We start from the raw sequence: 15,853 nt of genomic DNA on the forward strand, positions 1-15,853 counted from the left end.
TTTGTTAAACCAGCCTATGAGGCAATAAAAAATAGAAAAGAGAGAAAAACTATGGCAGTTCAAATGGAATACGAAAAAGATGTAAAAGTAGCAGCACTTGACGGTAAAAAAATCGCCGTTATCGGTTATGGTTCACAAGGACATGCGCATGCGCAAAACTTGCGTGACTCAGGTCGTGATGTCATTATCGGTGTACGTCCAGGTAAATCTTTTGACAAAGCAAAAGAAGATGGATTTGACACTTATACAGTAGCAGAAGCAACTAAATTGGCTGACGTTATCATGATCTTGGCACCAGACGAAATCCAACAAGAATTGTACGAAGCAGAAATCGCTCCAAACTTGGAAGCTGGAAATGCAGTTGGATTTGCTCATGGTTTCAACATCCACTTCGAATTTATCAAAGTTCCTGCAGATGTTGATGTCTTCATGTGTGCCCCTAAAGGACCAGGACACTTGGTACGTCGTACTTACGAAGAAGGATTTGGTGTGCCAGCTCTTTATGCAGTCTACCAAGACGCTACAGGAAATGCTAAAAACATTGCTATGGACTGGTGTAAAGGTGTTGGAGCAGCTCGTGTTGGTTTGCTTGAAACAACTTACAAAGAAGAGACTGAAGAAGATTTGTTTGGTGAACAAGCCGTACTTTGTGGTGGTTTGACTGCCCTTATCGAAGCAGGCTTTGAAGTCTTGACAGAAGCAGGATACGCCCCAGAATTGGCTTACTTTGAAGTTCTTCATGAAATGAAATTGATTGTTGACTTGATCTATGAAGGTGGATTCAAGAAAATGCGTCAATCAATTTCTAACACTGCTGAATACGGTGACTATGTATCAGGTCCACGTGTGATTACTGAGCAAGTCAAAGAAAATATGAAAGCTGTTTTGGCAGATATCCAAAATGGTAAATTTGCAAATGACTTTGTAAATGACTACAAGGCTGGACGTCCAAAATTGACTGCTTACCGTGAACAAGCAGCTAACCTTGAAATTGAAAAAGTTGGTGCTGAATTGCGTAAAGCAATGCCTTTCGTTGGTAAAAACGACGACGACGCATTCAAAATCTATAACTAATTCTTGTGAAGAAAAACAGAAGGCGAGTTGGGGGTACCTGACTCGCTTTTTATCTTAAAAAGTATTTGAGGAGGAGACAATGCTAAGTGCAAAAGACGTGGTGAAAGCCCACAAAGTATTGAGTGGTGTAGTAGTCAATACTCCACTTGATTATGATCATTATTTATCGGAGAAGTATGGTGCTAAGATTTATTTGAAGAAGGAGAATGCCCAGCGTGTTCGTTCCTTTAAGATTCGCGGAGCCTATTATGCCATTTCTCAATTAACAAAAGAAGAACGTGAGCGTGGTGTAGTCTGTGCCTCTGCAGGAAATCACGCCCAAGGTGTCGCCTATACTTGTAATGAGATGAAAATTCCTGCAACCATCTTTATGCCCATCACAACACCTCAACAAAAGATTGGACAGGTCCGCTTTTTTGGTGGTGATTTTGTGACAATTAAGTTAGTTGGGGATACCTTTGATGCTTCTGCTAAGGCAGCACAAGAATTTACAGTTTCTGAAAGCCGCACCTTCATTGATCCTTTTGATGATGCGCATGTTCAGGCTGGTCAAGGAACAGTAGCTTATGAGATTCTTGAAGAAGCCCGTAAAGAGTCTATTGATTTTGATACAGTACTTGTACCAGTAGGCGGTGGCGGATTGATTGCCGGTGTTTCTACTTATATTAAGGAAACCAACCCGACTATTGAAGTGATTGGGGTAGAAGCCAATGGAGCCCGCTCTATGAAAGCTGCCTTTGAGGCTGGGGGACCAGTTAAACTCAAAGAAATTGATAAGTTTGCTGATGGGATAGCTGTACAGAAAGTTGGACAATTAACCTATGAAGCGACCCGTCAGAATGTTGAAACGCTGATTGGGGTGGACGAGGGCTTGATTTCTGAAACCTTGATTGATCTTTATTCCAAACAAGGAATTGTAGCAGAACCAGCCGGGGCTGCTAGTGTTGCAGCCTTGGAAGTTTTATCAGACTATATCAAAGGCAAGACGATTTGTTGTATTATTTCTGGAGGAAATAACGATATCAACCGCATGCCAGAGATGGAAGAACGTGCCTTGATTTACGATGGAATCAAGCATTACTTTGTAGTGAATTTCCCACAGCGTCCAGGAGCTCTCCGAGAGTTTGTAAATGACATTTTGGGGCCAAATGATGACATCACTCGTTTTGAATATATCAAACGAGCAAGCAAGGGGACGGGTCCTGTATTGATTGGGATTGCTCTTGCCAATAAGCATGATTATGCTGGATTGATTCATCGTATGGAAAAGTTTGACCCGTCTTATATTAATTTGAATGGAAACGAAACATTGTATAACATGTTAGTTTAAACTAAAATAAAATTATTATCATATTATTTGCGTAATGATAACGATGGTGTTATAATGAGGGTGATGAAAGGGGGAGATTCCCATGGTTTTACAAATTTTACTTGTTTTATTGTTTTTAGTGGTGATTGCATCAGTGATTACGATTAGTTCTGTATATGTGGTTCGACAACAATCTGTCGCTATCATAGAACGCTTTGGTAAATACCAAAAGTTGAGCAATAGTGGTATTCATTTGCGGGCTCCCTTTGGGATTGATAGGATTGCGGCAAGAGTTCAACTACGCTTGTTGCAAAGTGAGATTGTTGTAGAGACAAAGACGCAAGATAATGTATTTGTGACGATGAATGTGGCAACTCAGTATCGAGTGAATGAAAATAACGTCACAGATGCCTATTATAAATTGATGCGTCCAGAAGCCCAAATTAAATCCTATATTGAAGATGCTTTGCGTTCATCTGTACCAAAGCTAACCCTAGATGAGTTGTTTGAGAAGAAGGATGAAATCGCCTTAGAAGTTCAAAAACAAGTGGCTGAAGAAATGTCTACGTATGGGTATATCATTGTCAAAACGCTGATTACTAAGGTTGAACCTGATGCTGAAGTAAAACAATCCATGAATGAAATTAACGCAGCTCAACGTAAGAGAGTTGCAGCGCAAGAACTTGCTGAAGCAGATAAGATTAAAATTGTGACCGCAGCAGAAGCAGAAGCAGAAAAAGATCGCCTACATGGTGTAGGGATTGCAGAGCAGCGTAAAGCAATTGTTGACGGACTAGCTGATTCTATCAAAGAGTTAAAGGGAGCTAATGTTGAGCTAACTGAAGAACAAATCATGTCTATCCTATTAACGAACCAGTATTTAGACACATTGAATAATTTTGCAGAAAAAGAAGGAAATAATACAATCTTCCTACCAGCAAATCCTAATGGAGTTGAAGATATAAGAACTCATATATTATCGGCTTTAAAAGCCAAATAAAAATATGCAGAATAATATAGTTGTGACGAATATATGTTTTTTTATTGACAGATAAAATAAAAACGTATACAATTAGGAATTGTAAAGAATAATTCAGGAGAAGAACATGGTTAAGTCAAACTTTGAAAAGGTAGAAGCAGTTGTTGGCTGGGTTCGTGATAAGAAGATCACAGGTTACCGTATCTCTAAAGAAACGAATGCGCGTGAAATGTCTATCATTGCCCTAGCGCAAGGACGCGCAAAAGTTAAAAATATTTCATTTGAAACAGCTCTTAGTTTAATCGATTTCTATGAAAAAAATCATGAAAAATTTGAAGATTGAACTGTGGTTACAGGCAGATTTCTGAATCGAGTCTGCCTTTCCTTTACAATTACAAACTAAAAAGACTGCATTCTGTATGCAGTCTTTATTTATTAATTGAGATAACGCTGAAGGAATTCTTTTGTCCGTTCTTCTTTAGGGTTCGTGAAGAGTTCTTCAGGTTTACCTTCTTCTGCAATGATTCCCTTGTCCATGAAGATGACACGATGGGAGACGTCGCGAGCAAATTCCATTTCGTGGGTTACAACAATCATGGTCAAGCCTTCTTGAGCTAGGTCCTGCATAATTTTGAGGACTTCTCCGACCATTTCGGGGTCAAGGGCAGATGTTGGTTCGTCGAAGAGAATGGCGTCAGGATTCATGGAGAGTGCACGAGCGATAGCTACACGTTGCTTTTGTCCACCTGAAAGTTGCTTCGGCTTGGCTTGCCAGTAACGTTCTCCCATACCAACTTTTTCAAGATTCTCTTTGGCAATTTTTTCAGCTTCAGAGCGTTCTCGTTTAAGGACAGTCGTTTGGGCGACGATGGTATTTTCGAGGACATTCAGATTTTCAAAGAGATTGAAAGATTGGAAAACCATACCGAGCTTTTCACGATAATGGGTGAGGTTATAGCCTTTTTCCAGGACATTTTCTCCGCGATAGAGAATCTCTCCTCCTGTAGGTGTTTCTAGTAAATTAATCGAACGAAGGAAGGTTGATTTTCCGCTTCCCGAGCTTCCGATGATGGAAATAACCTCTCCTTTATGGACGGTGAGAGAAATGTCTTTTAGCACTTCATTTTGTCCATAGGATTTTTTTAGGTGTTTGATTTCAAGGATTGGTTGTGTCATTTTTTCAAATCCCCCGTTTGCATTTGGTTAGCACCTGTAGTGTAAGTGTCCATGTCCATATAGCGTTCGATAAAACGTAGGACACGGGTCACAGTGAAGGTGAGGACAAAGTAAATCACTGCAATGATGGTAAAGGTCTGGAAGTATTGATAGGTTTGAGTCGCTACAGTATTTCCTGAGAAATAAAGCTCGACAACTGAAATAACGTTCAATACAGAGGTATCTTTGATATTGATGACAAACTCATTACCAGTAGCAGGTAGAATATTACGGACAACCTGAGGAAGGACAATCTTACGCATGGTTTGATTGTGGGTCATACCAAGAGCAGTTGCAGCTTCGAACTGTCCCTTGTCAACTGCTAGAATACCACCACGAACGATTTCTGTCATGTAGGCACCCGTGTTGATTGAGACGATAAAGATAGCAGCCAGTGTCCGGTCGAGATTGATACCGAAAGCTTGAGCAGTCCCATAGTAGATAACCATGGATTGAACAATCATCGGTGTACCACGGAAGATTTCAATATAGACATTGAGAATCCAACCGACTAGTTTTTGTAGGCCGTAAATGGCTTTGTTTTCAGAGAGAGGAGCCGTACGGAAGACACCAATGGCAAGACCGATAATGAGACCTACGATAGTTCCGATGATTGAGATTAAAAGAGTGACACCTGCACCACGCAAGAGCTGTTGCCAGTTTTCAGAAAGAATTTTAGCAACTTGGCTGAAGAAATTACTGCTACTTTCTTCAGTTGCTGTTGCTTCGGCAGGTTGCTCCTGAATCATACGATCCATCAGTGCAACTTGTTCATCTTTGGAGATGGTTTCAATACTAGCATTAATTTGGCTGATACGACTGTCATCTTTACGAAGTCCAATGGCAATAGCAGTATCTTCTTCTCCAGTCTTGAAACCTGGTTCTACTTGGACCATCTTGAACTTAGAGTTAGCGGCTTCGGCAGTCAGTGCTTCAGGGCGTTCCGAAACATAGGCATCAATAACACCAGCCTCAAGAGCTTGGCGCATTTGGGCAAAGTCGCCCATAGCTGTTTCTTTCTTGACACCAGGGATTTGGGAAATCAAATCATAAAGGTAAACACCTTGTTGAGAAGTGATTTTTGCTCCGCTAAAGTCCTCTAAAGATTTGGCATTCGCATAGGCAGAGTCCTTTTTGACCAATAGAACTGGCTCGCTAGTATAGTAACTGCTTGAAAAAGCAATTTCTTGTTTGCGTTCAGCGGTTGGGCTCATACCGGCAATGATCATATCGATTTTGCCAGAAGTAAGGGCTGGAACAAGTCCTTCCCACTTGGTTTTCACGACCAAAGGTTCCTTACCCAGATCTTTGGCAATCTTTTTAGCGATTTGAACATCATAGCCGTTGGCATATTGGTTGGTACCGTCGATTTTGACAGCACCATTACTATCGTCGTCTTGGGTCCAGTTGAAGGGAGCGTAAGCTGCCTCCATTCCGATGCGTAAATATTCGTCGGCTTGGACTTGGCTAGCTAGTCCTAATGTAAGGGCTAGGCTAGCAAGAATAGATAAGCATAATTTTTTCATGTTTTCTCCTATTTCTGGTCTAAAAATGACTTCTCTCTATTGTATCTAAAAATGGTGAGATTTTCAATACAAGTAAGCCTTTACTTATAAAAAATGATATAATGATAGCAAAGATAAAAAGGGGGATTGTGTTGTGAAAAAGACTTTTTTCGTGCTTTTATTTAGCTTGTTTTGTATTTTACCACTCTCTGTTTTTGCGGTTGATTTTAAGATTCGCTCTTATCAAGGTGATTTGTATATTCATGCAGATAATACAGCAGAATTTAGGGAGAAAGTAGTCTATTATTTTGATGAAGACTTTAATGGACAACTAGTAGGACTTGGCCGTTCTGGTAAGATGCCAAAGGGCTTTGAAATAGATTCCAGTCCGAAGATTCAGGTATGGAAAAATGCTAGCGCCATTGAAAATGTCAATAGTGAAGTAATAGAAGGAACAGAAGGGTATACTGTAAAAGTGTATAATCCAGGCCAAGAAGGGGATACCGTTGAAGTGGTAATCACATGGCAACTAAAAAACCTCCTATTTCTATATGATGATATCGCGGAACTTAATTGGCAACCCTTGACAGATAGTTCAGAACCTATCGAAAATTTTGAGTTTCGGGTAACAGGCTTTAATGGAGCTGAAAAACTTTTCTTTCATACAGGGAAACTCTTTACAGAGGGCAAGGTAGAGAAGACAGGTGGTGATTATCGTGTTCATTTGCAGAACCTACCTCGTCAGCGTGGGGTTGAATTGCATGCCTATTGGCCTAGAAAAGATTTTGGAACTGATTTGGATCAGGGATTGAAGGGCAACCGTTTAGCAGAATTTGAAAAAATAGAGGAGTCCATTGTTGCTGAAAAAGCTCAAAGCAAAGCTCTGGTTACGTGGGTTATCCCTTTTCTACTCTCGCTTTCTTTAGTCTTTAGTGTTATTTTCTACTGCATTTACAGAAGAAAAACCTCCCCATCGAAGAAACATGCTAAAAATCACCGTCTCTATGAACCGCCAATGGACTTAGAACCGATGGTTTTATCGGAAGCTGTTTACTCCACTTCTTTAGGGGAAGTCAGCCCCTTGACCAAGGGAGGAGGGAAGTTCACTTTTGACCAACTCGTTCAGGCAACTTTATTGGATGTGATCGACCGTGGAAATGTTTCGATCATCTCAAATGGAGATGAGGTCCGTCTAAAAGTCATAAAAGAAAAAGGATTGGAAAGTTTTGAAAAAGATTGCCTTAATTTGGCTTTTTCAGGAAGAGAAGAAGTGCTTGTTTCAGATTTGTTTGCAGATTACCAAGTGTCAACTAGTCTTTACCAAGGTGCAAAAGCAGCTGATGAAAAACGAATTCAGAAAACAGGACGTAAGCTTAAGTCGTCTTTTGAGCAAGCTCTGAAGCAGATGCAGGATGGAGTGAGAAAGCGGGTTTCCTCTTTGCAACTTCCAGATTATTATCGTTCACTGAGTAATGGTGAAAAAATCCTGCGATTGACGATAGGTGTCTTTACGATTTTACCTGCTTTCGTTGGTTTTGGCTGGTTCTTGTATAGTTTGGATGCCCACGGGTATCTTTCTCTGCTACTTCTTATCCTTGGATTTGCAGGCTTGATGTTAGCTGCCGTCTATTATTGGACAACCCGATTTGATACTCGTGATGGTGTTTTAAATGAAGATGGACTAGAAGTGTACTATCTCTGGACTAGTTTTGAAAACATGCTTCGCGATATCGCCCATCTAGACAAGGCAGAATTAGAGAGTATTGTTCTTTGGAATCGCCTCCTTGTCTATGCTACTTTATTTGGTTATGCGGACAAGGTGAGTCATTTGATGAGATCTTATCAGATTCAGGTCGAGAACCCAGATATCAATCTTTATGTAGCTTATGGCTGGCACAGTATGTTTTATCATTCAACTGCTCAAATGAGCCACTATGCTAGTATTGCAAACACAGCTAGCAACTACTCCGTATCTTCTGGAAGTGGTTCTTCAGGTGGAGGATTCTCAGGAGGCGGAGGCGGTGGTAGCATCGGTGCCTTCTAAAAAACCTATCGCAGAATCTGAAATTATGTTATAATAGAGGACAGAAAAAGGAGTAATACATGTATCTTATTGAAATTTTGAAGTCGATCTTTTTTGGGATTGTTGAAGGAATTACAGAATGGTTGCCCATTTCAAGTACGGGTCACTTGATCTTGGTTGAAGAATTTGTACAATACAAGGACCAAAATGAAGCCTTCATGTCCATGTTTAATGTTGTCATTCAGCTCGGTGCTATCTTAGCGGTTATGGTGATTTACTTTAACAAGCTCAATCCCTTCAAACCTGGTAAAAATAAGGTGGAAGTCCGTCGAACTTGGCAATTGTGGTCAAAAGTCCTCGTTGCGACCTTGCCTTTATTGTTAGTCTTTAAGCTGGATGATTGGTTTGACACTCATTTTCATAATATGGTATCAGTTGCGATTATGTTGATTATCTATGGTGTTGCCTTTATCTATCTTGAAAAAAGAAATAAGGCGCAAGCTATTGAACCAACAATCACAGAACTTGAAAAGCTTCCCTACAAGACAGCTCTCTATATCGGACTCTTCCAAGTCCTCGCCCTCTTCCCAGGAACGAGCCGTTCAGGTGCGACGATTGTTGGTGGTTTGTTAAATGGAACGAGTCGCTCTGTCGTAACAGAGTTTACCTTCTACCTCGGAATTCCTGTTATGTTTGGGGCTAGTGCTTTAAAGATTTTCAAATTTATAAAAGCAGGTCAACTCTTGAGTTTTGGACAACTGTTCTTGCTTTTGGTTGCTATGGGAGTAGCCTTCGCGGTCAGCATGGTTGCTATTCGCTTCTTGACTGGCTATGTGAAGAAGCACGACTTTACCCTCTTTGGTAAATACCGTATCGTACTCGGTAGTGTCTTGTTGCTCTATAGTTTTGTGCGTTTATTTGTATAAGAAAAAGCTTGAGGGAATCTTCCTTCAAGCTTTTTAAAATCCTGTTACTGTGACTCCTAGCAAACGAATGCCTTTTTCTTTTTCAGCTAGTTCTTCGTAGAGTTGAAGGGCAGTTTGAGAAATCTGACTAGCATCCTGTGTTGCTTGTGGGAGGCTTTTTCGTCTAGTTAGAGTAGAGAAGTCAGCATATCGTATTTTTAGGATAATGATTTTTCCAGCTTTGCCTTGTTGGCTGAGATTGTGAGCTACCTTTTCTGAGAGAAGAGTCAGCTCTTTTTTGATGTCTTCTTCTACTTGCAGGATTTTTCCGTAGGTTTTTTCCTTGCCAATGGACTTGCGAATACGATTGGCCTTGACCGGTGAATTATGAATGCCCCTAGCCTTTCGATAAAGATCGAAACCGAGTCTGCCAAACCGATCGATTAAAGTGACTTCAGAAACAGCCAATAAGTCTTCACCAGTATAAATGCCCATTTCATGAAGCCGTTCAACTGTTTTTTTGCCTACGCCATGGAATTTAGCAATGTCCATTTGTTTGAGAAAGTCTTGGGCCTGATCTGGGAGGATAACTGTTAAACCATGCGGTTTTTGATAGTCACTAGCCATTTTAGCTAAGAATTTGTTATAAGAGATGCCTGCAGAAGCAGTCAGGCGTAGTTCCTGCCAGATATCCTGTTGGATGAGACGAGCTATTTTGACGGCTGACTTGATACCAAGTTTATTTTCCGTCACATCCAAGTATGCCTCGTCAATACTCATAGGTTCAATCAAATCAGTGTAGCGTTTAAAAATAGCTCGAATCTCAAGTCCCACTGCCTTATACTTTTCATAATTTCCTGAGATAAAGATAGCTTGGGGACAACGCTCATAAGCTTCTTTAGAGCTCATGGCTGAATGAACGCCAAAAGCTCGTGCCTCGTAGCTACAGGTAGAAACGACACCTCGACCACCTGTTTGTCTGGGATCACTCCCAATGATAACAGGTTTGCCCTTTAACTTGGGATTATCTCTGATTTCCACCGCAGCAAAAAAGGCATCCATGTCGATATGGATAATTTTTCGCGATGTGTCATTGATAAGCGGAAAAATTAACATGCCGTCTCCTAGAATCTTTTAAAGCATAAATAAGCAAGTAACAATAACGAGAGTCTTCTTGTAATCTTTATTCACCAGGAGATAAACACTGCCGAATAGAAAACCAGCCAAACAAGTTAATATTCCTGTCAGGACACTTCCCTTTGACAAGATATGCATCAAGCCCCATGTCAAACCTAAGAGAATACCGCCATAGGGAATTTTATTATTTTTAAACCAAGTCTCAAAAGCCTTTTGTCCGAAAACCAGTACCAGAGAAATCAGGAAACTCTCAGCAACATAATAGATATATTGAAATAGAAATCTCAACCAACCTAAATGTTGCAATTCAATCAAAATTTTGAAACCCTTCCAATCCCAGTATTGGACAAGTGTAATAAGGATAAAACTCAAGACAATCGCCAACCATTGTCAAACAGATACAGTTTTTTTCTCCGTTTTCAAAAGGTCAAAGCCAGTTTGCTTTTTAGCCAGAGTAATAATACCGAAACCGAAACCAAACCAGCCCAAACTAGTCACTATCCTGTGAGCAATCATCTGAAACTTTGTTGCGTGATAAAGTGAAATCCCCCAAAATCCTTCCACTGTCACCAGTAATAATTCAAATAAAAAGCCAGCAGTAGTATACAAGGCTAACCACAGAAAATCAAAGCCTGTAATATTTTTACTTTTTTTCACGATAAGCCCCCTAAACTTTGTAAACTATCTAAGTTTATTAGACTCTTTTCCTGTTTTCATTTAACTTTTCAAAATTATAACACAGATAACTCTATTTGTCAAACTGTATTATAAAAGAAAGCGCTAAAAAGGCTGTTTTCTTCTTGTTGAAATCGGTTACTGTGTGGTATACTTGATTTATGAATGTAACAGATAGTTGTTACTAGAAAGAAAAATGAGGACATTAACATGGTTGTTAAGACAGTTGTTGAAGCGCAAGATATTTTTGATAAAGCTTGGGAAGGCTTCAAAGGAGTAGATTGGAAAGAAAAAGCAAGTATTTCTCGCTTCGTTCAAGCTAACTACACACCTTACGATGGAGATGAAAGTTTCCTTGCTGGCCCAACAGAACGTTCGCTTCACATCAAAAAAATCGTAGAAGAAACAAAAGCACACTACGAAGAAACTCGTTTCCCAATGGACACTCGTCCAACATCTATTGCTGATATTCCTGCTGGATTTATCGACAAAGAAAACGAATTGATCTTCGGTATCCAAAACGATGAACTCTTCAAATTGAATTTCATGCCAAAAGGTGGTATCCGTATGGCTGAAACTACTTTGAAAGAAAATGGATACGAACCAGATCCAGCTGTTCATGAAATCTTCACAAAATACGTAACAACAGTTAACGACGGTATTTTCCGCGCTTACACTTCAAATATCCGTCGTGCTCGTCACGCTCACACTGTAACTGGCCTTCCAGATGCCTACTCACGTGGACGTATCATCGGTGTTTACGCACGTCTTGCTCTTTACGGTGCAGACTACTTGATGCAAGAAAAAGTAAACGATTGGAATGCAATTAAAGAAATTGATGAAGAAACAATCCGTCTTCGCGAAGAAGTAAACCTTCAATACCAAGCATTGCAACAAGTTGTTCGCTTGGGTGACCTTTACGGTGTTGACGTTCGCAAACCAGCGATGAACGTCAAAGAAGCTATCCAATGGGTGAACATCGCCTTCATGGCTGTCTGCCGTGTTATCAACGGTGCTGCAACATCTCTAGGACGTGTGCCAATCGTGCTTGACATCTTTGCAGAACGTGACCTTGCTCGTGGTACATTTACTGAATCAGAAATCCAAGAATTCGTTGATGATTTCGTTATGAAACTTCGTACAGTTAAATTTGCTCGTACAAAAGCTTATGACCAATTGTACTCAGGTGACCCAACCTTCATCACAACTTCTATGGCTGGTATGGGTAACGACGGTCGTCACCGTGTTACTAAGATGGACTACCGTTTCTTGAACACTCTTGACAATATCGGTAACTCTCCAGAACCAAACTTGACAGTTCTTTGGACTGATAAATTGCCATACAACTTCCGTCGCTACTGTATGCACATGAGCCACAAACACTCTTCTATCCAATACGAAGGTGTAACAACAATGGCTAAAGACGGATATGGAGAAATGAGCTGTATCTCATGCTGTGTGTCACCACTTGACCCAGAAAACGAAGAACAACGCCACAACATCCAGTACTTCGGTGCTCGTGTAAACGTTTTGAAAGCCCTTCTTACTGGTTTGAACGGTGGTTACGACGATGTTCACAAAGACTACAAGGTATTTGACATCGATCCTATCCGTGACGAAGTTCTTGAATTCGAATCAGTTAAAGCGAACTTTGAAAAATCTCTTGACTGGTTGACTGACACTTACGTAGATGCTTTGAACATCATCCACTACATGACTGATAAGTACAACTACGAAGCGGTTCAAATGGCCTTCTTGCCAACTAAACAACGTGCTAACATGGGATTCGGTATCTGTGGATTTGCCAATACTGTTGATACATTGTCAGCTATTAAATACGCTACCGTTAAACCAATCCGTGATGAAGATGGCTACATCTACGATTACGAAACAATTGGTGAATATCCACGTTGGGGTGAAGATGACCCACGTTCAAACGAATTGGCAGAATGGTTGATTGAAGCTTACACAACTCGTCTACGTAGCCACAAACTCTACAAGAACGCAGAAGCTACAGTATCACTTTTGACCATCACATCTAACGTTGCTTACTCTAAACAAACTGGTAACTCACCAGTCCACAAAGGTGTATATCTCAACGAAGATGGTTCTGTGAACTTGTCTAAACTTGAATTCTTCTCACCAGGTGCTAATCCATCTAACAAAGCTAAAGGTGGATGGTTGCAAAACTTGAACTCACTTGCTAGCCTTGACTTTGGTTACGCAGCTGATGGTATCTCATTGACAACTCAAGTTTCTCCACGTGCTCTTGGTAAAACTCGTGACGAACAAGTGGATAACTTAGTAACAATCCTTGATGGTTACTTCGAAAACGGTGGACAACACTGTAACTTGAACGTAATGGACTTGAAAGATGTTTATGACAAGATTATGAATGGCGAAGATGTCATCGTTCGTATCTCAGGATACTGTGTAAACACTAAATACCTCACTCCAGAACAAAAAACTGAATTGACACAACGTGTCTTCCACGAAGTTCTTTCAATGGATGACGCATTGAGCTAAGATTCAATTAGAATAGAAAGAAAGCCAGTTAATCTAACTGGTTTTCTTGTGTTTCAAAAAATTTTTAAAAATAGTCAAATTTGGTCAAAAAGTTATTGACTTTTACTGACTAAAGTGATATAGTAGAAACATAAGGAAAATGACTTCCTTAGAAAACCTCATTTTCAATGATTCTATTTCTTGAAAATGTATAATAGATACCCTAGAAAGGGGTGAGGCCTATGTTAAATCTACGAGATTTTGAAAAGAAGATTATAAAAGGCTTATTTAAAAAAGAAAAACCAGAAATTATACTTAGGGTAGCTAGTTAGCTAGTCTAAAATTTTTAAAACAAAGGTCAAAGATAGTCAATATCAGAGATCGCAAATAATTAACAATAAACGAGGTAAAGAATATGAATAACAACTTTAATAACTTTAACAACATGGATGATTTATTTAACCAATTGATGGGTGGTATGCGAGGATATAGTTCTGAAAATCGTCGCTACTTGATTAATGGACGTGAAGTGACCCCTGAGGAATTTGCTTATTATCGTGCAACTGGTCAATTACCAGGAAATGCAGAATCTGATGCGCAAATGCAACAACACGCTTCAGGTATGAAACAAGACGGTGTCCTTGCTAAACTAGGTCGTAACTTGACGGCGGAAGCTCGTGAGGGCAAGTTGGATCCTGTTATCGGACGAAACAAGGAAATTCAAGAAACATCTGAAATCCTCTCACGTCGTACCAAGAACAATCCTGTACTTGTCGGAGATGCAGGTGTTGGTAAGACAGCAGTTGTCGAAGGTCTAGCACAAGCTATTGTGAATGGAGATGTTCCAGCTGCCATCAAGAACAAGGAAATTATTTCTATTGATATCTCAGGTCTTGAGGCTGGTACTCAATACCGTGGTAGCTTTGAAGAAAATGTGCAAAATCTAGTTAACGAAGTGAAAGAAGCAGGAAATATTATCCTCTTCTTTGATGAAATTCATCAAATCCTCGGTGCTGGTAGTACTGGTGGAGACAGTGGATCTAAAGGGCTTGCGGATATTCTCAAGCCAGCCCTCTCTCGTGGAGAGTTGACCGTTATTGGGGCAACGACTCAGGACGAATATCGTAACACTATCTTGAAGAATGCGGCTCTTGCTCGTCGTTTCAACGAAGTCAAGGTCAATGCTCCTTCAGCAGAGGATACCTTTAAAATCCTTCAAGGAATTCGTGATCTTTATCAACAACACCACAATGTCATCTTGCCAGACGAAGTCTTGAAGGCAGCAGTGGATTATTCTGTTCAGTATATTCCTCAACGTAGTTTGCCAGATAAGGCTATCGACCTTGTCGATGTAACGGCAGCTCACTTGGCAGCTCAACATCCTGTAACAGATGTGCATGCGGTTGAACGTGAAATCGAGGCAGAAAAAGACAAGCAAGAAAAAGCAGTTGAGGCAGAAGACTTTGAAGCAGCTCTTAATGCTAAAACACGTATTGCAGAATTAGAAAAGAAAATCGAAAACCACACAGAAGATATGAAGGTGACTGCAAGTGTCAACGATGTGGCTGAATCTGTGGAACGAATGACAGGTATTCCAGTGTCTCAAATGGGAGCATCTGATATCGAACGTTTGAAAGATATGGCCCATCGTTTGGAACACAAGGTTATCGGCCAAGATAAGGCAGTAGAAGCAGTGGCTCGTGCTATCCGTCGTAACCGTGCAGGATTTGATGAAGGCAATCGCCCAATCGGTAGCTTCCTCTTTGTAGGGCCTACTGGGGTTGGTAAGACGGAGCTTGCTAAGCAATTGGCGCTCGATATGTTTGGAACCAAGGACGCAATCATCCGCTTGGATATGTCTGAATACAGTGACCGCACAGCTGTATCTAAGCTAATCGGTACAACAGCAGGTTATGTGGGTTATGATGACAATAGCAATACCTTGACAGAACGTGTTCGCCGCAATCCTTACTCTATTATTCTCTTGGACGAAATTGAAAAGGCTGATCCTCAAGTAATTACCCTTCTCCTCCAAGTCTTGGATGACGGTCGTTTAACTGATGGTCAAGGAAATACCGTGAACTTCAAAAACACTGTCATTATCGCAACATCAAACGCTGGATTTGGCTATGAAGCTAACTTGACGGAAGATGCAGATAAACCAGAATTAATGGATCGTTTGAAACCATTCTTCCGTCCAGAATTCCTCAATCGCTTTAATGCAGTTATCGAGTTCTCACACTTGAATAAGGAAGACCTTTCTAAGATTGTGGACTTGATGTTGGCTGAAGTCAACCAAACCTTGGCTAAGAAAGGAATCGACCTTGAAGTTAGCCAAGCAGCTAAGGACTTTATCACAGAAGAAGGCTATGACGAAGTTATGGGTGTTCGTCCTCTCCGTCGCGTGGTTGAACAACAAATTCGTGATAAGGTGACAGACTTCCACTTGGATCATCTAGATGCCAAACATCTGGAAGCAGATATGGAAGATGGCGTTTTGGTCATTCGTGAAAAAGCCTAACTCGC

At 40.5% G+C, this 15,853-nt stretch carries 12 protein-coding genes; 8 read left to right on the forward strand and 4 right to left on the reverse strand.

The features are described from left to right. Nucleotides 1–51 precede the first annotated feature (51 nt). The 4 genes from ilvC (at nucleotide 52) to HMPREF9188_RS02330 (ending at nucleotide 3,705) form a co-directional block, all read left to right on the forward strand. Nucleotides 52–1,074: a ketol-acid reductoisomerase gene (gene ilvC, locus HMPREF9188_RS02315; protein ID WP_000290683.1), complete on the forward strand. Its 1,023-nt coding sequence runs from the start codon at nucleotides 52–54 to the stop codon at nucleotides 1,072–1,074. Nucleotides 1,075–1,153: 79 nt separating this feature from the next. After that, a complete protein-coding gene (gene ilvA / locus HMPREF9188_RS02320; protein WP_000947306.1) occupies nucleotides 1,154–2,404 on the forward strand; it encodes a threonine ammonia-lyase IlvA in 1,251 nt (416 codons plus the stop codon). An 82-nt stretch (nucleotides 2,405–2,486) separates the two neighbouring features. After that, nucleotides 2,487–3,383, forward strand: coding sequence for an SPFH domain-containing protein (locus HMPREF9188_RS02325; RefSeq protein ID WP_000244063.1), 897 nt, complete (start codon nucleotides 2,487–2,489; stop codon nucleotides 3,381–3,383). Nucleotides 3,384–3,489: 106 nt separating this feature from the next. Further along, nucleotides 3,490–3,705 (forward strand): capsule biosynthesis transcriptional regulator, encoded by a 216-nt coding sequence (locus HMPREF9188_RS02330; RefSeq protein WP_000241003.1) that lies wholly within the window; start codon nucleotides 3,490–3,492, stop codon nucleotides 3,703–3,705. Nucleotides 3,706–3,797: 92 nt separating this feature from the next. On the opposite strand, the gene HMPREF9188_RS02335 is transcribed toward HMPREF9188_RS02330, so the two are convergent. Beyond that, nucleotides 3,798–4,538: an amino acid ABC transporter ATP-binding protein gene (locus HMPREF9188_RS02335; RefSeq protein ID WP_000193357.1), complete on the reverse strand. Its 741-nt coding sequence runs from the start codon at nucleotides 4,536–4,538 to the stop codon at nucleotides 3,798–3,800. Continuing rightward, nucleotides 4,535–6,103: an ABC transporter substrate-binding protein/permease gene (locus HMPREF9188_RS02340; protein WP_000732038.1), complete on the reverse strand. Its 1,569-nt coding sequence runs from the start codon at nucleotides 6,101–6,103 to the stop codon at nucleotides 4,535–4,537. The genes HMPREF9188_RS02335 and HMPREF9188_RS02340 overlap by 4 nt, the downstream gene beginning before the upstream one ends. Nucleotides 6,104–6,236: 133 nt before the next feature. On the opposite strand from HMPREF9188_RS02340, the gene HMPREF9188_RS02345 reads away from it, so the two are divergent. Both HMPREF9188_RS02345 and HMPREF9188_RS02350 read left to right on the forward strand, forming a co-directional pair. Continuing rightward, nucleotides 6,237–8,126 carry a DUF2207 domain-containing protein gene (locus tag HMPREF9188_RS02345; protein ID WP_009729778.1) on the forward strand — a complete coding sequence of 630 codons (1,890 nt, stop codon included), beginning with the start codon at nucleotides 6,237–6,239 and terminating at the stop codon, nucleotides 8,124–8,126. Between the two features lie 59 nt (nucleotides 8,127–8,185). After that, a complete protein-coding gene (locus HMPREF9188_RS02350; RefSeq protein WP_009729779.1) occupies nucleotides 8,186–9,031 on the forward strand; it encodes an undecaprenyl-diphosphate phosphatase in 846 nt (281 codons plus the stop codon). A 33-nt stretch (nucleotides 9,032–9,064) separates the two neighbouring features. Here HMPREF9188_RS02350 and dinB read toward each other — a convergent pair whose 3' ends face one another. Further along, entirely contained in the window at nucleotides 9,065–10,126 is a 1,062-nt protein-coding gene (gene dinB, locus HMPREF9188_RS02355; RefSeq protein ID WP_009729780.1) for a DNA polymerase IV, read from the reverse strand. A 411-nt stretch (nucleotides 10,127–10,537) separates the two neighbouring features. Continuing rightward, nucleotides 10,538–10,804, reverse strand: a complete 267-nt coding sequence (locus HMPREF9188_RS10575) for a hypothetical protein (RefSeq protein WP_009729782.1) — start codon at nucleotides 10,802–10,804, stop codon at nucleotides 10,538–10,540. Nucleotides 10,805–11,032: 228 nt separating this feature from the next. On the opposite strand from HMPREF9188_RS10575, the gene pflB reads away from it, so the two are divergent. Both pflB and HMPREF9188_RS02370 read left to right on the forward strand, forming a co-directional pair. Further along, nucleotides 11,033–13,348 (forward strand): formate C-acetyltransferase, encoded by a 2,316-nt coding sequence (gene pflB, locus HMPREF9188_RS02365; RefSeq protein WP_007518570.1) that lies wholly within the window; start codon nucleotides 11,033–11,035, stop codon nucleotides 13,346–13,348. Nucleotides 13,349–13,742: 394 nt separating this feature from the next. Next, a complete protein-coding gene (locus tag HMPREF9188_RS02370) occupies nucleotides 13,743–15,848 on the forward strand; it encodes an ATP-dependent Clp protease ATP-binding subunit (RefSeq protein ID WP_009729783.1) in 2,106 nt (701 codons plus the stop codon). Nucleotides 15,849–15,853: the final 5 nt, after the last annotated feature.

The organism is Streptococcus sp. F0441, from assembly GCF_000314775.2.
Lineage (GTDB): Bacteria > Bacillota > Bacilli > Lactobacillales > Streptococcaceae > Streptococcus.